Annotated in this window: 15 protein-coding genes and 1 tRNA gene; 7 read left to right on the top strand and 9 right to left on the bottom strand. The window is 72.2% G+C overall.

Translation table 11 applies throughout. The annotated features are described in order from the left end of the window. Positions 1–164: 164 nt before the first annotated feature. From ACF1BN_RS04790 to ACF1BN_RS04765, 6 genes are all read right to left on the bottom strand, one after another. Positions 165–1,934 (bottom strand): IucA/IucC family protein, encoded by a 1,770-nt coding sequence (locus ACF1BN_RS04790; protein ID WP_392330139.1) that lies wholly within the window; start codon positions 1,932–1,934, stop codon positions 165–167. Next, the gene (locus tag ACF1BN_RS04785; RefSeq protein WP_392330138.1) at positions 1,931–2,461 is read right to left on the bottom strand and encodes a GNAT family N-acetyltransferase; all 531 of its coding nucleotides are present in this window, start codon (positions 2,459–2,461) and stop codon (positions 1,931–1,933) included. Before ACF1BN_RS04785 ends, ACF1BN_RS04790 begins: the two co-directional genes overlap by 4 nt. Beyond that, on the bottom strand, positions 2,458–3,741 hold the full coding sequence (locus tag ACF1BN_RS04780; RefSeq protein WP_392330137.1) for a lysine N(6)-hydroxylase/L-ornithine N(5)-oxygenase family protein: 1,284 nt from the start codon (positions 3,739–3,741) through the stop codon (positions 2,458–2,460). Before ACF1BN_RS04780 ends, ACF1BN_RS04785 begins: the two co-directional genes overlap by 4 nt. Beyond that, positions 3,728–5,167: a pyridoxal phosphate-dependent decarboxylase family protein gene (locus ACF1BN_RS04775; RefSeq protein ID WP_392330136.1), complete on the bottom strand. Its 1,440-nt coding sequence runs from the start codon at positions 5,165–5,167 to the stop codon at positions 3,728–3,730. The genes ACF1BN_RS04780 and ACF1BN_RS04775 overlap by 14 nt, the downstream gene beginning before the upstream one ends. 134 nt (positions 5,168–5,301) lie before the next feature. Next, positions 5,302–6,183 (bottom strand): siderophore-interacting protein, encoded by an 882-nt coding sequence (locus tag ACF1BN_RS04770; RefSeq protein WP_392330135.1) that lies wholly within the window; start codon positions 6,181–6,183, stop codon positions 5,302–5,304. Between the two features lie 4 nt (positions 6,184–6,187). After that, complete coding sequence (locus ACF1BN_RS04765) at positions 6,188–7,243, bottom strand: ABC transporter substrate-binding protein (protein ID WP_392330134.1); 1,056 nt, start codon at positions 7,241–7,243, stop codon at positions 6,188–6,190. Positions 7,244–7,435: 192 nt separating this feature from the next. Between ACF1BN_RS04765 and ACF1BN_RS04760 the strand changes: the two genes are divergently transcribed. Further along, positions 7,436–8,926 carry a hypothetical protein gene (locus ACF1BN_RS04760; RefSeq protein ID WP_392330133.1) on the top strand — a complete coding sequence of 497 codons (1,491 nt, stop codon included), beginning with the start codon at positions 7,436–7,438 and terminating at the stop codon, positions 8,924–8,926. On the opposite strand, the gene ACF1BN_RS04755 is transcribed toward ACF1BN_RS04760, so the two are convergent. Beyond that, positions 8,927–10,543, bottom strand: a complete 1,617-nt coding sequence (locus ACF1BN_RS04755; RefSeq protein WP_392330132.1) for a beta-N-acetylhexosaminidase — start codon at positions 10,541–10,543, stop codon at positions 8,927–8,929. It lies immediately after the preceding gene. 166 nt (positions 10,544–10,709) lie between these two features. Between ACF1BN_RS04755 and ACF1BN_RS04750 the strand changes: the two genes are divergently transcribed. Both ACF1BN_RS04750 and glmS read left to right on the top strand, forming a co-directional pair. Then, on the top strand, positions 10,710–10,985 hold the full coding sequence (locus ACF1BN_RS04750) for a hypothetical protein (protein WP_030493927.1): 276 nt from the start codon (positions 10,710–10,712) through the stop codon (positions 10,983–10,985). 61 nt (positions 10,986–11,046) lie between these two features. After that, positions 11,047–12,864 carry a glutamine--fructose-6-phosphate transaminase (isomerizing) gene (gene glmS / locus ACF1BN_RS04745; protein WP_376599358.1) on the top strand — a complete coding sequence of 606 codons (1,818 nt, stop codon included), beginning with the start codon at positions 11,047–11,049 and terminating at the stop codon, positions 12,862–12,864. 209 nt (positions 12,865–13,073) lie between these two features. On the opposite strand, the gene ACF1BN_RS04740 is transcribed toward glmS, so the two are convergent. After that, positions 13,074–13,640: a GPR1/FUN34/YaaH family transporter gene (locus tag ACF1BN_RS04740; protein WP_392330131.1), complete on the bottom strand. Its 567-nt coding sequence runs from the start codon at positions 13,638–13,640 to the stop codon at positions 13,074–13,076. 165 nt (positions 13,641–13,805) lie between these two features. Beyond that, a complete protein-coding gene (locus ACF1BN_RS04735) occupies positions 13,806–14,327 on the bottom strand; it encodes a universal stress protein (RefSeq protein WP_030493924.1) in 522 nt (173 codons plus the stop codon). A gap of 366 nt (positions 14,328–14,693) precedes the next feature. Here ACF1BN_RS04735 and ACF1BN_RS04730 point away from each other — a divergent pair, with 366 nt between their 5' ends. The 4 genes from ACF1BN_RS04730 to ACF1BN_RS04715 all read left to right on the top strand — a co-directional run bounded on the left by ACF1BN_RS04730 (position 14,694) and on the right by ACF1BN_RS04715 (position 17,624). Next, positions 14,694–15,089, top strand: coding sequence for a hypothetical protein (locus tag ACF1BN_RS04730; RefSeq protein WP_392330130.1), 396 nt, complete (start codon positions 14,694–14,696; stop codon positions 15,087–15,089). A gap of 427 nt (positions 15,090–15,516) precedes the next feature. Then, on the top strand, positions 15,517–16,686 hold the full coding sequence (locus ACF1BN_RS04725; protein ID WP_392330129.1) for a helix-turn-helix domain-containing protein: 1,170 nt from the start codon (positions 15,517–15,519) through the stop codon (positions 16,684–16,686). Between the two features lie 143 nt (positions 16,687–16,829). Then, the gene (gene orn / locus ACF1BN_RS04720; RefSeq protein WP_392330128.1) at positions 16,830–17,432 is read left to right on the top strand and encodes an oligoribonuclease; all 603 of its coding nucleotides are present in this window, start codon (positions 16,830–16,832) and stop codon (positions 17,430–17,432) included. A gap of 119 nt (positions 17,433–17,551) precedes the next feature. Beyond that, a tRNA-His gene (locus tag ACF1BN_RS04715) sits at positions 17,552–17,624 on the top strand. Positions 17,625–17,692 lie beyond the last annotated feature (68 nt).

The following is a 17,692-nucleotide window of genomic DNA, read 5'->3' as shown; positions in this document are numbered from 1 at the left end:
CCCGCGAACCGGGCCCCGGCCGCCGGCCGACCACCCGCGAACCGGGCCCCGGCCGCCGGCCGACCACCCGCGAACCGGGCCCCGGCGGCCGGCCGGCCCGCCCGTACGAAAGATGCGAGCCCCGGCGGAGGACCGTACTCCGCCGGGGCTCGCACCGGTCCGTGTCAGGCGAACCGCGCGATCGGGTTCACCAGGTCGCCGACGAGCTGGAGCGCCGCCGACGGGTCCGCCAGGTCGACCATCTGCTTGTTGTTGCGCAGCTGGAGGCGGTTGAGCGCGGAGAGCGCGAAGGTCTCCGCGAACATGTCGTACTGCGCGAAGCGGTCCGCCAGCTCCGGCTTGGAGTCCTGGTAGCCCTTCACGCACGCGGCGACCGTCCGCCAGAAGACGTCCTCGTCGACCGTGCCCTCCGCCGCCAGGGTCGCCCCCATGAAGCGCAGGAAGCAGTCGAAGACGTCGGTGAAGACCGAGAGGAGCTTCATGTCCTCGGGGACGTCGGCGCGGATCCGCTCCACCGCCGGCGGGAGGACCGCGTGCGGGTCCATCACGCAGATCTCCTCGGCGATGTCCTTGAAGATCGCCCGGTCGACCGCGCCCCGCTCGTCCAGGACCAGGATGACGTTCTCGCCGTGCGGCATGTAGACGAGGTCGTAGGCGTAGAAGCAGTGCAGGACCGGCAGCAGGTACGCGTCGAGGTAGCCGCGCAGCCACGCCTCGGGCGTCAGGCCCGAGTCCTTGATCAGCGCGCCCGCGAAGGACGCGCCCGCGTGGTCGACGTGGACCAGCGAGGCCATCGTCGCGAGCCGCTCGCCCTCGGCGAGCCGCTCCACGGGCGACTCGCGCCAGAGCGCCGCCAGCATCTTGCGGTACGGCGAGTAGCGGTCCGTGGCGGCCTCGTACTCCAGGTGCCGGTAGCCGACCGCCGCCCGCTCGCGGATGATCGAGAAGCGGGCGTCCTTGAGGACGTCGTCCGCGTCGATCAGCTGCGCCAGCCAGTCGTTGATCGCCGGCGTGGCCTCCATGTAGGCCGCCGAGAGACCGCGCATGAAGCCCATGTTGAGGACCGAGAGGGCGGTCTTCACGTAGTGCTTGGCCGGGTCGGCGGTGTTGAAGAAGGTACGGATCGACTGCTGCGCCAGGTAGGCGTCCTCGCCCTCGCCCAGGTACACCAGGCGCCGCTGCGCCACCTCGGCGGCGAAGGTCACCGACAGCTTGTTCCACCACTGCCAGGGGTGGGCCGGCATGAGGAGGTAGTCGGCGAGGTCCAGGCCGAGGTCGGCGAGGACGGCGGCGAAGCGGTCGACGGCCGCGTCCCCGAGCTCGGCGCGGATGAAGGCGTCGTACTCGATGCCCGCGCCGGCGGTGAAGGCGGCCCGGTCGCGGCGGGCGGCCAGCCACACCAGGTGGATCGGGGCGGCCGCCTCGGGGGCGTAGGCGCGGTACTCGTCGACGCCGAAGCCGAGGCGTCCGTTGTTGGCGACGAAGCAGGGGTGGCCCTCGGTCATCCCGGTCTCGATCGCCTGGAAGTCCGCGCGGGCCAGCTCGGCGGCGGTCACCCGCGGCTTGGTCGCCTTGTAGGCGGTGCCGGCCAGGGTGGAGGAGATCTCCTCCAGGTAGACCGGCAGGATCTCGTCGCTGAGGCCGAGGGCGCCGCGCAGTTCGGTGATGAACCGGAGGGCGTCGAGCGGCAGTTGCTCGTCGCCGCGGTGGCGGCTGATCGACTCGGGGTAGACCTGCCAGTGGTCGAGGGCGAAGCGGTCAGCGGTGAAGCGGTACTCGGTGGCGCCGTCGTCGCTGAGCACCCGGTAGCGGGACTCGCCCAGTTCCTGGGGGTGGAGCAGCCGCTCGTGGGCGAACTCGGCGAGGCCCTTGCGGATCAGGGCGCGGTTGGCGTCGGCCCAGAGGTCGGGCGTGAGGTGGGCGACGGGGTTCATACGGCGGCTCCCACGGCGGACTCGAACTGCTGCCGGGTGCAGAAGCTGAGCAGCGCCATCTTCTCGGGCTTCCGGATCTCGCGCTCGGGGACGAAGCCGACGGCCTCGTTGAGGGCGTGGACGGCCTTGTTGGCGACGTCGGGCTCGACGACCACGCGGGCGGTCGCCGGGTCGGCGAACAGCTCGCGCATGACCTCGGTGATCACCTTGCGGGTGAAGCCGTGCACCGGGGTGTCGGTGGGGGCGACGAGGAAGTGCATGCCGACGTCGCCGGGGAGCGGGTCGTACAGGCCGACGAGCTCCAGGTGGGCCGGGTCGTAGCGTTCCATGAGGATCGCGGGCGTCCCGTCGACCAGACCGATGAAGGCCTGGTGGTGGGGGTTGGCGGCGAAGGCCGTGTACTCGCGCTCGACGTCCTCGACGGTGGCGTCCTGCATCATCCAGAACGCGGCCTTGGGGTGGGTGACCCAGGTGTGGAGCAGCTCGGCGTCCCGGACGGGGTCGAGCGGGCGGAAGCGGACGGTCATACGGAGAACTCCTGGAACGCGATGGTCTTCTCGACGGGGTAGTACTCGGACCCCAGCATCGCCCCGATGATGTAGGCGTTGCGGTACGCCCCCATGCCCAGGTCGGGCGAGGTGATCGAGTGGGTGTGGACACCGGCGTTCTGGAGGAAGACCTCGCGGCCCGTGGTGTCGACGGCGTAGTTGCGGGCCACGTCGAAGCGGCCCTGCCCGTCGAAGCGCAGGCGGTCGCGGAGCGGCTCCAGGAAGGCGGGCACGGCGTACTTGTAGCCGGTCGCGAGGATCAGGCCCTCGGTCTCGATCGCGTACTCCTTCTCCTGCTCCTCCTGGCGGAGGCCGAGGGTGTACGTGCCGCTCGCCTCGTCGTACGAGGCGCTGTGCAGAGCGGAGTTGGTGAGCAGGCGGGTGGGGACCGGGCCGGCGAAGTTCTTCTGGTAGAGCAGGTCGAAGATGGCGTCGATGAGCTCGCCGTTGATGCCCTTGAAGAGGCCCTTCTGCTGGGATTCCAGGCGGTAGCGGGTCTTCTCGGGGAGCGCGTGGAAGTAGTCCACGTACTCGGGGGAGGTCATCTCCAGGGTGAGCTTGGTGTACTCCAGCGGGAAGAAGCGCGGGGAGCGGGTCACCCAGTTGAGCTTGTAGCCGTGGACGTCGATCTCCGAGAGGAGGTCGTGGTAGATCTCGGCGGCGGACTGGCCGCTGCCGACGATCGTGATCGACTTCTTGCGCTGGAGGGCCGCCTTGTTCTGCACGTAGCGCGAGTTGTGGATCAGGTCGCCGCCGAGCTCCGCGCAGGATTCGGGGACGTACGGCGGGGTGCCGGTGCCGAGGACGATCCGGCGGGACCGGAGGGTCTCCCCCGTCGTGGTGGTGACGAGGTACAGGCCCTCGGCCTCGTCGTGGGCGACGGAGGCGACGGTGGTGGAGAAGCGGATCGAGGTGAGCCGGTCGGCGGCCCACCGGCAGTAGTCGTTGTACTCGGCGCGCAGCGGGTAGAAGTTCTCGCGGATGTAGAACGAGTACAGCCGGCCCTTCTCCTTCAGGTAGCTGAGGAAGGAGTACGGCGAGGTCGGGTCGGCGAGGGTGACGAGGTCCGACATGAACGGCGTCTGGAGGTGGGCGCCTTCGAGGAACATGCCCGAGTGCCACTCGAAGTCCGGCTTGGACTCCAGGAAGAGGCCGTTCAGCTCCTCGATGGGTTCGGTCAGGCAGGCGAGTCCGAGGTTGAACGGACCGAGCCCGATCCCGATGAAGTCGTGGATCTCAGCGATCTCAGGCGTGGACAAGGTTCTCTCCCAGGTACTGCTCGGCGTGGCCGGCTATCAGATCGAGGACGGCGGCGATGTCGGACACCGTGGTCTCGGGGTTGAGCAGGGTGAACTTGAGGTACTGGCGGCCGTCGACCTTGGTGCCGGCGACGACGGCCTCGCCCGAGGCGAAGAGGGCCTTGCGGGCGTGGAGGTTGGCCCGGTCGATCTCCTCGGGGGAGGTGACGGCCTCGGGGACGTAGCGGTAGACGAGGGTGGAGAGCTGGGGTTCGACGACCACGTCGTAGCGCGGGTCGGCGGCGATCAGCTCGAACCCGGCGGAGGCCAGGTCGCAGACCTCGTCGAAGAGCTCTCCGATGCCGTCGGCGCCCATCACCCGCAGGGTCATCCAGAGCTTGAGGGCGTCGAAGCGGCGGGTGGTCTGGAGCGACTTGTCCACCTGGTTGGGGATCCGCTCGGCGACCGTGCGTGCGGGGTTGAGGTAGTCCGCGTGGTAGGTGGCGTGGCGCAGGGCGGCCCGGTCGCGGACCAGCAGGGCGGAGGAACTGACCGGCTGGAAGAAGGACTTGTGGTAGTCGACGGTGACCGAGTGGGCGTGCTCGATGCCGTCGAGGAGGTGGCGGCGCTTCAGCGAGGCGAGCAGGCCGCAGCCGTAGGCCGCGTCGACGTGCATCCAGGCGCCGTACTCCGCGGCGAGGGCGGCGATCTCGGGCAGCGGGTCGATCGAGCCGAAGTCGGTGGTGCCGGCGGTGGCGACGATCGCCATCGGGACGAGGCCCTCGGCGCGGCAGGCCTCCAGCTCGGCGGCGAGGACGACGGACTGCATGCGCTTGTTCTTGTCGGCCGGGATCGGGACGACCGCCTCGCGGCCGAGTCCGAGGAGGACGGCCGACTTCTGGACGGAGAAGTGGCTGCACTCGGAGGAGAAGATCCGGAGCTTCGACAGGTCGGCGGTGCCGGCCTCCTCGCGGGCGAGCAGCAGCGCCTGGAGGTTGGACTGGGTGCCGCCGCTGGTGAAGACGCCGTCGGCGAGGGGGCCGAGGCCGATGCGGGCGGTGGTCCAGTCGATGAGCTTGCGCTCGATGAGGGTGCCGCCGGCGGACTGGTCCCAGGTGTCGAGCGAGGAGTTGACCGCCGAGAGGACGGCCTCGCCGAGGACGGCGGGGATGACCACCGGGCAGTTGAGGTGGCCGAGGTAGCGCGGGTGGTGGAAGTACACCGCGTCGCGCAGGTAGACGTCCTCCAGCTCGTCGAGCGCGGCGGAGGCGTCGCCGAGGGGGCGGTCGAGGTCCACGGCGTCGATGACCGGGGCCAGTTCGGCGGGGGTGACGCCGGTGAACGGGCCGCGGGTCGTGGCGAGTTTCCTCGCCACCCGCTCGACTCCTTCGGTGACGGAGCGTCGGTAGCTCTCCGCCGTCGTGTCGTTGAGCAGGTGCGCACGCATGTGGGGGCCCTTTCGGGGATGAGGACGCGGGAGTACACGACCGGGGATGCGGAAGTGAGGTTAGCCTAACCTAATGTTTCACGCCAACGGCCCCCCACCCTGTGAAGGTTGGGGGGCCGCCGGTGTGAAATGGACTACTCCGCGCGGACGTTCGCCTCGTCCTGCGCCGCGTCCGCCGTCGTCTCGTCCGGCACCTCGCGCAGGGCGTCCTCCGAGAGGCCCTTGCGCCAGTAGCCCACGAAGGTCACCCGGCGCCGGTCGACACCGCGCTCGCGCACGAAGTGCCGCCGCAGCGCCTTCACCGCACCGGACTCGCCCGCGATCCACACGTAGGGCGACTCGCCGGGCAGCTCCGCACCCGCGATCGCCTCCAGGCCGGACGGCGCGCCCTCCTCCCGGATCAGCCAGGTGACGGAGGCGTCCGCCCGCGTCGCGAGCTCCGTCCGGTCGCCGGAGTACGGCACTTCGAGGAAGACCCGGGCACGGGTCTCCGCCGGCAGCCACTCCAGGATCGCGGACGCGGCGGGCAGCGCCGTCTCGTCCGCCCAGATCAGCACCGAGTCGGCGCCCTCCGGCAGCCGGAAGCGGACGGCGGTGTTGTCGGCGACCGCCGGACCGAGCACGACCACCCGGTCACCGGCCTTCGCGTGCTGCGCCCAGCGGCAGGCGGGCCCGCCGTCCTCGTGCACGGCGAAGTCGATGTCCACCTCGTCCACCGGCTCCGTGCGCTGCTCGCGGACGGTGTACGAGCGCATCACGGCCCGGACGTCGTCGGGCATGGCCCGCCAGGCGCCGAGGATCGCGTACATGTCCGGGTCGTCGAGCGGCGGGAGGACCGGGGCGTCCTGGCCGGGGTGCGGCAGGAAGAGCGAGAGCGACTGGTCGCGCCCGCCGGCGGCGAAGCCCTTGAGGGCGTCCCCCACGAAGGTGACGCGGACCAGCGACGGGCCGAGCCGCCGCGTCCGGTCGACCTGGAGGGAGAAGAACTGGAACGGGGCGGTCTCGGCGTTCGTCATCGGGTCAGGACACCTTCTTCGCGTTCTCCAGGGCGGTCGCCAGGTCCTCCAGGAGCGGGGCGCACTTGGCGTAGGAGTAGACGGGCTCGGTCACACGCGGGAAGACCTGGCCGGCCTTGACGGCGGGCAGCGCGGCCCAGGTCGGCTTGGCCTTCAGCTGCTCCGGCTGGAGGGTGCCGGTGCGGTTGTCGAGCAGGATCACGTCGGCCTTGTAGGCGTCGACGTTCTCCCAGCTGAGGAGCTCGAACCAGCCCGAGGGGTCGAGCTTCTTCGGGACAATGATGTTGAGGCCCAGCTCCTGGAAGAAGAGGGTGTCGGTCGGGCGGACCGGGGTGGAGACGTAGAAGGTGTCCGGGGCGCCGGAGCCGATGAGGACCTTGATGTCCTTCTTGCCCTGGGCGACCTTGCGCAGCCGCTCGGCGGCGGCCTCGAAGCGGGCCTTGTCCTTCTTGACCTGCTCGCTGTTCACGTCGGCGCCGAGCGAGGCGGCCAGGTCGGCGTGGCGCTGGAGGACGGACGGCATCGACTTGCCGGAGGCCCACAGGGCGACGCTCGGGGCGATCTTGAGGATCTTGGCCTTCTGCTCCTCCGGCACGTACCAGAGGGCGTCCTTCTCCCACATGTCGGTGATGAGGACCTCGGGCTGGAGCTTGAGGTACTCCTCGATGTTGAACTCGCCCCAGACGTTGCCGATGACCTTCACCTTGGCGATGTCGAGGTCGCCGGCCTGGACGTCGGGCTTGCGCTCCTTGGTCTTCGGGTCCTCGACGTAGGTCGGGCCGAAGACGCCCGCGACCTCGACGCCGAAGTCCTTGAGGGCGGCGGCCATGCCGGTGAAGGCGACGATGTTCTTCGGGACCGTCTTGGTCTTCACGGTCTGGCCGCGGTCGTCCTTGAACTCCCAGGAGCCGGACTTGGCGGAAGCGGACGAAGAGGCACCGGAGTCCTTCGTCTTGTCGCCGTCGCCGCAGGCGGCGAGCACGGCGCCGAGCCCGAGGGCGCCGCCCGCGGCGAGGATGCCGCGGCGGGTGAGGGAGGTGGCTCGGGCGTTGCTGGGCATGGCGAAGTCGCTTTCGGTACGTGCCGGGTTCGGCCGGGCAATTCGAAGGTAGGTTAGCCTAACCTTGTTCTTATCAATAGCGGCCGACCCCGCCCGCACGGTGTGACCCGCGCTACTCCTGACGAGGGCGGCGCCCCCGCAGCGCGGCGCGGCGCCGCGTGCCCGACCGCCGTCCACCGCAGGGTTGACGGGGTGACCACCTCCGAGGCGAGAACCGGTCCGCACCCCCCGCCCCCCGCGCGGGTGCGGAGCGGAGGATGGCTCCTGGCCGCCGTCGCGGCCGTCTTCACCCTCGCCCAGCTCGCCCTCGCCGTCCCGGGGACGGGGCTCGGCTGGGACGAGGCCGTGTACGTCAGCCAGGTCGGCGGCAACGCCCCGCCCGCGTTCTTCAGCGCCCCCCGGGCCCGGGGCGTCACCTATCTCGTCGCCCCCGTCGCCGCGTTCACCGCGTCCACCACCGCGATCCGCGTCTGTCTGGCGGTGCTCTCCGGGGCGGCGCTCCTCGGCGCGCTGCGGGTCTGGCGCCCGCTGCTGCCCGTCCGGGTGCTCGCCGTCGCGGGCGCCCTCTTCGCCGGGCTGTGGGTCACCCTCTTCTACGGCCCGCGCGTGATGCCCAATCTGTGGTGCGCCTTCGGCGCCCTGGTGGCCGTCGGCCTGCTGCCGCGCGCGGCCCGCGACCGGCGGGCCCTCGCCGGACTCGGCGCGGCCGTCGCCGCCGTCACCCTGCTGCGGCCCGCCGACGGCCTCTGGCTCGCGCTGCCGCTGCTCGCCGCCGCGCTGCCGGTCCCCGCCTGGCGCCGCCCCCGCGTCCCGGCCGCGATCAGCGGCGGACTGCTCCTCGGCGCGGCGCCCTGGGTGGTGGAGGCCTACACCTCCTACGGCGGGCTCGCCGCGCGGCTGCGTCGGGCCGGCGAGATCCAGGGCTCGATGGGCTGGTACTTCACGGTCGACGACCATGTGCGGGCGCTCGCCGGGCGCACCCTGTGCCGGCCGTGCGACATCGCGTGGACGCATCCGTGGACGGCGCTCTGGTGGTTCCTGCTGCCGTGCGCCGTCCTCGGCGGACTGGTCGCCGCGCGCCGGGCCGGCCGCCTCGCGCCCGTGCTCCTCGCGACGGTGACGGCGGCCTCGCTCGCGGCGCCGTACCTCTTCACCCTCGGGTACGCGGCCCCCCGCTTCCTGCTGCCCGCCTACGCGCTGCTCGCCCTCCCCGCCGCCGAGTGCGCGCTCCTCCTGTGGGCGGCGGCCCGCAGGTCGGCCCGCCGCCGCCTCGCCACCGGCCTGCTCGCCGCCCTGCTCGCCGCCCATCTGGCCGTGCAGTACGCCGTCCTCATCGGGCCCGTCGGCCACAGCCGTTCCGTACGGACGCAGTTCACCGGCGTCGCGACCGCCCTGCACGGTCTCGGGGTCCGCCCGCCCTGCCTGGTCACCGGCCGCGAGTACGTCCCGATCGGCTACTACACCGGCTGCTCCTCCCGCCGGCACGACGGCCACGACGGCAGCATCACCGAGGCGGGCCTGGCCGCCGCGGCCCGCGCCATGCCGTTCGCGGTCGTCGTCCGCGCCGGCCGCACCCCGCCCTCCTACGCCCGCGGCTGGCCCGGGACCCGCCTCCCCACCGCCCCCGGCTGGGCGCCCCTCGACGCGTACGTCTCGCCGGCGGCGACGGCGCTCGCGGGGTGACTACCGGGCCGGCCACGGCACCTCCGGGGACCGGTACCAGCCGATGCCCAGCGCGTCGAAGCGGTGGGCCTGTTCGCCGAGCCGGATCCGGTACGTGTCCCAGTCGCGGCCGGCCGCCGGGGACCAGCCGAGTTCGGCGAGGCCCGGGAGGCGGGGGAAGGCCATCGTGTCGAGCTGCTCCGGGGTGGACAGGGTCTCGGTCCACAGCGGGGCCTCGACGCCGCGGACGGCGCTCTCCGGGACGCCGGGGAGATGGGTGCCCGGGTCCCAGTCGTACGCCCTGCGGACGGAGACGGTGCCGGCCCACTTGAGGCCGAGCGGGGTGTCGGCGTCGTACTTCATGTCGAGGTAGGCGCGGTCGGCGGGCGAGACGACGATGCCGGCGCCGGCCCTCGCCGCCCGGGCGACCTCCTCCTTCTCCTCCGCCGGGGTGCGGTCGAGGCCCCAGTACTGGATCAGGGCGCCCGGCACGGGGGTGGCGTCGCCGGTGAGCTGGTGCCAGGCCATGACCTGCTTGCCGTGCCGGGTGACCAGCGGCTGGACGCGGTCCATGAGGGTGCGGTAGTCGGCGGGGCTGGTGGACTTCGCCTCGTCGCCGCCGATGTGGACGTACCGGCCGGGGGTGAGGGCGGCGATCTCGCGTAGGACGTCCTCGGCGAACGCGTACGTGACCTCCTTCTCCGCGCAGAGGGTGGAGAAGCCGACCTCGATGCCGGTGTACGGCTCCGGCCGCCGCCCGTCGCAGTTCAGCTCGGGGTAGGAGACGAGGGCCGCGTGGGTGTGCCCGGGCATGTCGATCTCGGGGACCACCTCGATGTGCGCCGCGGCGGCGTACCGCACGATCTCCTTGTACTGCTCCTGGGTGTAGAAGCCCCCGGGCCCGCCGCCGACCTCGGTGGCGGCGCCGGTCGAGGTGAGCTCCGGGCGGGAGCGGATCGCGATGCGCCACCCCTGGTCGTCGGTGAGGTGGAGGTGGAGGACGTTGTACTTGTAGAGGGCGATGCGGTCGATGTACGCCTTCACCTCCTCGACCGTGAAGAAGTGGCGGGCGACGTCCAGCATGGCGCCCCGGTAGGGGAAGCGCGGGGTGTCGGTGACGGTGCCGCCGGCGATCCTCCAGGCGCGGCGCTGGACGGTGGTGCGCTCGATGGCGGCCGGGAGCTGCTGGCGGACGGTCTGGACGCCGCGGAAGAGGCCGGCGGGGGTGCGGGCCGTGAGGGTGAGCCGGCCGGGGGCGGAGCGGAGCGCGTACCCCTCGTCGCCGAGGGCGCCGGCCGACGGGTCGAGGCGGAGGACGAGGTCCGCGGCCGGGTCGGTGACGACCGGGAGGCGGAAGCCGGTGGCGGGGCGGAGCAGGCCGGCCAGCCGCTCGGCGACGGCACGGACCGCGGGGGCCCCGGCGGGGACGCCGATCCGGGTGGCGGCGGTGAGGGTGTACGGGGCGCCGCCAGGCTCGACGGAGGCGGGGAGCGGGATGATCCGGCCGAGCGGGCGGACGTCGGGCTCGGCGGCGGGGAGGGCGGCCGGCCCCGGCGCGGGGGCGGCCGTGCCCGCCTCCGTACAGCCGAGCGCGGTGGCGAGCAGCAGGAGCGCGGGGGCGAGCAGACGCCGTCGCACGGGGGTCCCCTTCCGGTGAGCGGGTGGGTGACCATGGGTACCGTCGCCCGCACACGGGGTCAAGGTCTGGACCAACACCCGCGTCAAGACCGATGATCATGCGGTCCCTGCCCGATTTCGGGCAGGATTCTTGCGGGAAGCGCGGAGTACCCCTCAGTATTCATGGGTGCTCGAACGCCGCCCGTCCCATGACGACCTCATCGACCATCTGGTCCGGAGCACCGCGCTCCAGCGTGGTGAGGCCGCCCGGGTGGTGCTCGACGTGCTGGCGTACTTCGACGAGACGACCGAGGAGTTCGTCCGCCGCCGCCACCGCGAACTGCAGTCCGGCGGTGCGGTGAACGCGGAGATCTTCGAACGGATCGCCGGCGAGCTGCCGCACCGGGCCGTCGCACCGCCGGAGCTCTCGCTCCGGCAGCTGCGCCGGATCGTCTACGGCTAGTCCGGCCGCCGTCTCCACGACGGGACAGCACCGTCTTTCACCAACCGGAGGGGTTTCCTTTATGTGCGGAATTGTCGGTTACATCGGTAAGCGCGACGTGGCGCCGCTGCTCCTGGAGGGCCTGGCCCGCCTGGAGTACCGCGGCTACGACTCCGCCGGCCTCGTCATCAACAGCCCGAAGAGCGCGGCGCTGAAGATGGTCAAGGCCAAGGGCCGGGTCCGTGACCTGGAAGCCCGCGTCCCCAAGCGCTTCTCCGGCACCACCGGCATCGCGCACACCCGCTGGGCCACCCACGGCGCCCCGAGCGACCACAACTCGCACCCCCACCTGGACCCCGAGAACAAGGTCGCGGTCGTCCACAACGGCATCGTCGACAACGCCCAGGAGCTCCGCGCCAAGCTGGAGGCCGACGGCGTCGTCTTCGCCTCCGAGACGGACACCGAGGTCATCACCCACCTCATCGCCCGCTCCCAGGCCGAGTCCCTGGAGGACAAGGTCCGCGACGCGCTCAAGGTCATCGAGGGCACCTACGGCATCGCCGTGATGCACGCCGACTTCAACGACCGCATCGTCGTCGCCCGCAACGGCTCCCCGGTCATCCTCGGCATCGGCGAGAAGGAGATGCTGGTCGCCTCCGACGTGGCCGCGCTCATCGCCCACACCCGCCAGGTCGTCACCCTCGACGACGGCGAGATGGCCACCCTGAAGGCCGACGACTTCCGCACCTACACCGTCGCCGGCGCCTCCACCACGGCGACCCCGGAGACCGTCGAGTGGGAGGCCGCCTCCTACGACATGGGCGGCCACGACACGTACATGCACAAGGAGATCTCCGAGCAGCCCGACGCGGTCGACCGCGTGCTGCGCGGCCGGATCGACGACCGCTTCTCCACCGTGCACCTCGGCGGCCTCAACCTCGACCCGCGCGAGGCCCGCACCATCCGCCGCATCAAGATCCTCGGCTGCGGCACCTCGTACCACGCCGGCATGATCGGCGCCTCCCTCATCGAGGGCATGGCCCGCATCCCGGCCGACGCCGAGCCGGCCTCCGAGTTCCGCTACCGCAACCCGGTCGTGGACCCCGACACGCTGTACATCGCCGTCTCCCAGTCCGGCGAGACCTACGACGTGCTGGCCGCCGTCCAGGAGCTCAAGCGCAAGGGCGCCCGCGTCCTCGGCGTGGTCAACGTGGTCGGCTCCGCCATCGCCCGCGAGGCCGACGGCGGCGTCTACGTCCACGCCGGCCCCGAGGTCTGCGTCGTCTCCACCAAGTGCTTCACCAACACGGTCACCGCCTTCGCGCTCCTCGCCCTCCACCTCGGCCGCATCCGCGACCTCTCCGTCACCGACGGCAAGCGGATCATCGAGGGCCTGCGCAGGCTCCCCGCGCAGATCGAGGAGATCCTCAAGACCGAGGACGAGATCAAGCGGATCGCCGCCGAGTACGCCGGCGCCCAGTCGATGATGTTCATCGGCCGCGTCCGGGGCTACCCGGTCGCCCTGGAGGCCTCCCTCAAGCTGAAGGAGATCTCCTACATCCACGCCGAGGCGTACCCGGCCTCCGAGCTCAAGCACGGCCCGCTCGCCCTCATCGAGCCCGCCCTGCCGACGGTCGCGATCGTCCCCGACGACGACCTGCTGGAGAAGAACCGCGCCGCCCTGGAGGAGATCAAGGCCCGCTCCGGCCGCATCCTCGCCGTCGCGCACCAGCCGCAGGCGAAGGCCGACCACACCATCGTGGTCCCGAAGAACGAGGACGAGCTCGACCCGATCCTCATGGGCATCCCGCTCCAGCTCTTCGCCTACCACACCGCCCTCGCCATGGGCCGCGACATCGACAAGCCGCGCAACCTGGCCAAGTCCGTCACGGTCGAGTAGTCGCCCGGCGGGACCTGTCACCCGCCGAGCGCACCACGGCCCCGGGCCTGTCCCCCGGAGCCGTACGCCGGGCCTGTCCCCCGGCGGAGCCGACCGGACACGAGGAACGGCCCCTCGCGCTTCCCAGGAGCGCGAGGGGCCGTTCTTCTCTCCAGGCGCGGTCCGCCTGCTCTTCCGGAGGCCCGGCCCACTCGCCGGGCCCCGCGGGGTTACGCCGCGGCCGCCGTGCTGCTGCGGCTCGACCGCCCCAGGGCGGTCGGCCAGCCGGCCACCGCCGCCGTGGCGCCGTACCAGGCCGCGAGGCCGGCCAGTGCGGCCACCCAGCCGCCCGCCTTGCCGAGGCCCTCGCTGCCCGCCAGCGCGGCGATGCCCGAGAGCAGCAGCGCGACGAAGAGGAGCCCGTACACGCCCTGCCCGAGGACCCCGCCGCCGGAGGCGGCCAGCGTCAGCGTGAGCGCCAGGAGCGCCCACAGGAGCAGGAAGAGGCCGGCGGCGTCCGCCGAGGCCCCGCCGGCCGCTCCGGTCCCCCAGGTGAACCAGAAGGCGCCGAGCGCCGCGAAGGCCGTGCCGTCGCCGGTGTCGCCCGCGCGCAGGGCGAGCAGGCCGACCAGGAAGAGCGCCACGCCGCCGACCCAGGTGGCGAGGCCCGCGGCATCGGCTGCCGCGACGTTGTCGATCAGACCGGTGCCGCCCAGGCCGAAGGCCAGGAGGGTCAGTCCGAGTGCGAGGTTTCCGAGGGTGCTGGTGCCGTTCCCCGACGCGACGTCCTTGTTCACGACGGGCTCCCTTCGAACGAGCGGTGATGCCGCTTGAGCTGCTGTGTTCCGGTCCTCCTTAACTACCCTTCACAAGCACACAAATCACCTGAGGCGGGCAGAAAATATCGCCGGGGCAAGGGAGTTGAGGGAGAGTCAGGCGGGACGGGCGGGGTCCGGGCGCCGCTACGGGATGACGATCACGGGCCGCTGCGCGCGCCGCGCGAGCCGGCCGGCCACCGAGCCGAAGATCCGTCCGACGATGCCGTGCGTCGATCCGACCACGATCGCGTCGGCCGAGTACTCGCGGCCGACCTCCTCCAGCTCGTGGCAGATGTCCCCGCCGCGCTCGACCAGGATCCACGGCACCTCGGAGAGGTGGTCCGCGCAGGCCAGCTCAAGGCCCAGCACCTCGGTGCGGTGGTCGGGGACGTCGACGAAGACCGGCGGCTCGCACCCCGCCCAGACCGTGGTGGGGAGCCGGTTCGCGACATGCACGATGATCAGGCCGGAGCCGGAGCGCCGGGCCATGCCGATGGCGTACGCCAGGGCGCGCTCGCTGGACATGGAGCCGTCGAAGCCCACGACGACACCGTGCCGGAAGGCCGGGTCGCAGGCGTGGCGTGGCTGTTCGACCGCGAGGGGGTCCACCGTGGAGTCGGCGACGCGCTTGCGGTCCGCGGGTTCGGGGAATTCGTGACCGGCCATCGGTGTCTCGGCTAAAGCAGTCCTCGTGGGAAGGGACGGTGGAGGGGAGCGGAACAACGGGTGGCGGCGGAGCTGTGTCCGGGAATCATCTTCCCAAGCCCATACCCCCAAGGGTACGGCGACACTCCTCTCCTGCCCAGGGCCCGCCGTGCCACTCCCGGCGTGCTGACCGCTCGTGCGCGGCTCGGCGCGCTCGGTGTCCTCCGGAGGATGCACGAAGGGTTCACCATCTGGCAATGCCGGATGTGCCCTACAGGCGTCCTCCGGCCGCGGCCCCGAGGGCCGAACGGGCGTCGCTCAGAGTGACCGGAACCTTCCGTTCCTCGTTCCCCACAGGTCCGGATCACCGCCGCAGGGAGACCGCCCGTGCCCGCACCGTCCACCCCCGCCTCGACCGTGCCCGCCCCCTCCGTCCGCTCCCGCCGGCGGACCGGCGTGCCGGGCCCCTCGGCGCCGGTCGCCCCGGAGACGGGCGGGCCGTCGGGGCCCTGGGCGGACACGGCGGCGGATCCGGGGACGACCGGCGGCGGGTTCGGGGACCCGGCCGGGGACGTGGTCCGCTGGGCGGTCTTCTGCTGCGCCCTCGTCCCGCTGGTGCTCGTCGCCTTCGGGACCTCGCTGGGCGGCGCGGGCGGGGCCGCGCTCGGGCTCGCCTCCGTGACGGCCGCCTGCCGGCTGCTGCTGCGCCGGGCGGAGCGGGGGCTGCGCACCGAGGGATCCGCGGGCGGGGCCGGTGGGTCGGGGGGACGCCGCCGGGGCTGAACGGGCGGCCGCAGAGGGCCGCGGACGGCCGCGGACCCCCGTCGAGTTGACAGGTTCGCACAGCCGATCCCATACGTTTTCAGCCAACTTGAAGTTCCTGGCGCGTCCTTGCCGAAACGGTACGCCAACCCTCCGCCGCTCACCGGGGAAAGCCCTGCACCAGAGGGCCGCACCCCCCGCTTGCGGCTACTTCGCCGGACCGGGGCCCGTCCGGGGATCTCTCCGGCCGATCACCCGGCGATCGATCGCTTCACGCCAAGTGGCCTTGTCGACAATCTGCCGGATGGAGAAGTTGTCACGCCGGCGCCACGGGACGCAGTAGATTCGATCATGGGTACCGAAGACTGGGGTCTCGTGCAAAACCGAGGGGAAACGTGGCACAGCGACACGACCAGGGAGACGCCAACACCGAGGGGGGCTTAGCGCCATGAGCCAGGACTCCGCCGCACCGGAGGTCGCACGGAAGCTGTCCGGGCGACGCCGTCGCGAAGTCGTCGCGGTGCTGCTGTTCAGCGGCGGCCCCATCTTCGAGAGTTCCATCCCGCTCTCCGTGTTCGGCATCGACCGGCAGGACGCCGGGGTGCCCCGCTACCGGCTGCTCGTCTGCGCCGGCGAGGAGGGTCCTCTGCGGACCACCGGCGGGCTCGAACTCACCGCGCCGTACGGCCTGGAGGCGATCGGCCGCGCCGGGACGGTCGTCGTCCCCGCCTGGCGCTCGATCACCTCGCCGCCGCCGCCGGAGGCCCTGGAGGCCCTCCGCAGGGCGCACGAGGAAGGGGCCAGGATCGTCGGCCTGTGCACCGGGGCGTTCGTCCTCGCCGCGGCCGGCCTGCTCGACGGCCGCCCGGCGACCACGCACTGGATGTACGCGCCGACGCTCGCCAAGCGCTACCCGTCGGTCCACGTGGACCCGCGGGAGCTCTTCGTCGACGACGGCGACGTGCTCACCTCCGCCGGCACCGCGGCCGGAATCGATCTCTGCCTGCACATCGTGCGGACCGACCACGGCACCGAGGCCGCCGGCGCGCTGGCGCGCCGGCTGGTCGTCCCGCCGCGGCGCAGCGGCGGTCAGGAGCGCTACCTCGACAGGTCTTTACCCGAGGAGATCGGCTCCGACCCGCTCGCCGAGGTCGTGGCCTGGGCGCTGGAGCACCTCCACGAGCAGTTCGACGTGGAGACCCTGGCGGCCCGTGCGTACATGTCACGGCGGACCTTCGACCGCCGTTTCCGCTCGCTGACCGGTTCCGCGCCGCTCCAGTGGCTGATCACCCAGCGGGTGCTCCAGGCGCAGCGGCTCCTGGAGACCTCCGACTACTCGGTGGACGAGGTCGCGGGGCGCTGCGGCTTCCGCTCGCCGGTGGCGCTGCGCGGCCACTTCCGGCGGCAGCTCGGCTCCTCGCCGGCCGCCTACCGGGCGGCGTACCGGGCCCGGCGGCCGCAGAGCGAGCCGGCGACGGCGGTGCTGGAGTCGGCGGTGCCCGCGCAGGTGTCGGCCGGAATCCGCCGCCCCGGCGGCCACCTGGAGCCGGGCAAGCCGCAGGGCGACGCCTACTCGTCGGGCCGGGCGGCGCTCCCGGGCCAGCGGAGCGCGCCGTAGCGGCGACGAGGACTGCGCCGCCACAAGCGGCGTGACGCGGTACCGGCGGGCGTCCGGGGGCACCTCCCCCGGGCGCCCGCCGGCCTGTCCGGCGGTCCCCCACCGGGATCGCGCCCCCGCACTTCGCGCCTAAGGTAGGACGCATGAACGATCGCATGGTGTGGATCGACTGCGAGATGACCGGGCTCTCGCTGACGGACGACGCACTCATCGAGGTGGCCGCGCTGGTCACCGACTCGGAACTGAACGTGCTCGGCGAAGGCGTGGACATCGTGATCCGCCCTCCGGACCGTGCCCTGGAGACCATGCCGGAGATCGTGCGCCAGATGCACACGAGCTCCGGCCTGCTCGACGCGCTGGCCGGCGGCACCACGCTGGCCGACGCGGAGGCGCAGGTGCTGGCGTACATCCGGGAGCACGTGAAGGAGCCCGGCAAGGCTCCGCTGTGCGGGAACTCGGTCTCCACCGACCGCGGCTTCCTCGCCCGGGACATGCCCGCCCTGGAGAACCACCTGCACTACCGGATCGTCGATGTGTCCTCGGTCAAGGAACTGGCGCGCCGCTGGTACCCGAGGGCGTACTTCAACAGTCCGGAGAAGAACGGCAACCACCGGGCGCTCGCCGACATCCGCGAGTCCATCGCCGAGCTGCGCTACTACCGGGAGGCGGTCTTCGTCCCGCAGCCCGGTCCCGACTCGGAGACCGCGAAGGAGATCGCGGCCCGGCACGTCGTCCCGGCGGAGTAACCGCCGTCCGGGGAACCCGCTCGCGCACCCGGGGAAAACGTGTGCGCGAGCACCCCTCGGAACCCTGTAGACTTCTTCTCGGCCGGTCGGGGAAACCTTCGGGAAAACCGCCGGTCGTGGTGGGTATAGCTCAGCTGGTAGAGCACCTGGTTGTGGTCCAGGATGTCGCGGGTTCGAGTCCCGTTACTCACCCTGATGGTCGAGGCCCCGGTTCGGAAGAACCGGGGCCTCGGTCGTTCTCGCGTACCCGTTGCCGGCCA

The sequence above is a fragment of the Streptomyces sp. NPDC014861 genome (assembly GCF_043081625.1).
Classification (GTDB): domain Bacteria; phylum Actinomycetota; class Actinomycetes; order Streptomycetales; family Streptomycetaceae; genus Streptomyces.
The sequence above is the reverse complement of the archived record's forward strand: the minus strand, read 5'-3'. Positions and strand labels throughout refer to the sequence as shown.

Excerpts from the sequence above, each read along its gene's own strand:
- ACF1BN_RS04790 (WP_392330139.1), bottom strand. The coding sequence starts at position 1,934 with ATGAACCCCGTCGCCCACCTCACGCCCGACCTCTGGGCCGACGCCAAC.
- ACF1BN_RS04785 (WP_392330138.1), bottom strand. The coding sequence starts at position 2,461 with ATGACCGTCCGCTTCCGCCCGCTCGACCCCGTCCGGGACGCCGAGCTG.
- ACF1BN_RS04775 (WP_392330136.1), bottom strand. The coding sequence starts at position 5,167 with ATGCGTGCGCACCTGCTCAACGACACGACGGCGGAGAGCTACCGACGC.
- ACF1BN_RS04770 (WP_392330135.1), bottom strand. The coding sequence starts at position 6,183 with ATGACGAACGCCGAGACCGCCCCGTTCCAGTTCTTCTCCCTCCAGGTC.
- ACF1BN_RS04765 (WP_392330134.1), bottom strand. The coding sequence starts at position 7,243 with ATGCCCAGCAACGCCCGAGCCACCTCCCTCACCCGCCGCGGCATCCTC.
- glmS (WP_376599358.1), top strand. The coding sequence starts at position 11,047 with ATGTGCGGAATTGTCGGTTACATCGGTAAGCGCGACGTGGCGCCGCTG.
- ACF1BN_RS04735 (WP_030493924.1), bottom strand. The coding sequence starts at position 14,327 with ATGGCCGGTCACGAATTCCCCGAACCCGCGGACCGCAAGCGCGTCGCC.
- ACF1BN_RS04725 (WP_392330129.1), top strand. The coding sequence starts at position 15,517 with ATGAGCCAGGACTCCGCCGCACCGGAGGTCGCACGGAAGCTGTCCGGG.
- orn (WP_392330128.1), top strand. The coding sequence starts at position 16,830 with ATGAACGATCGCATGGTGTGGATCGACTGCGAGATGACCGGGCTCTCG.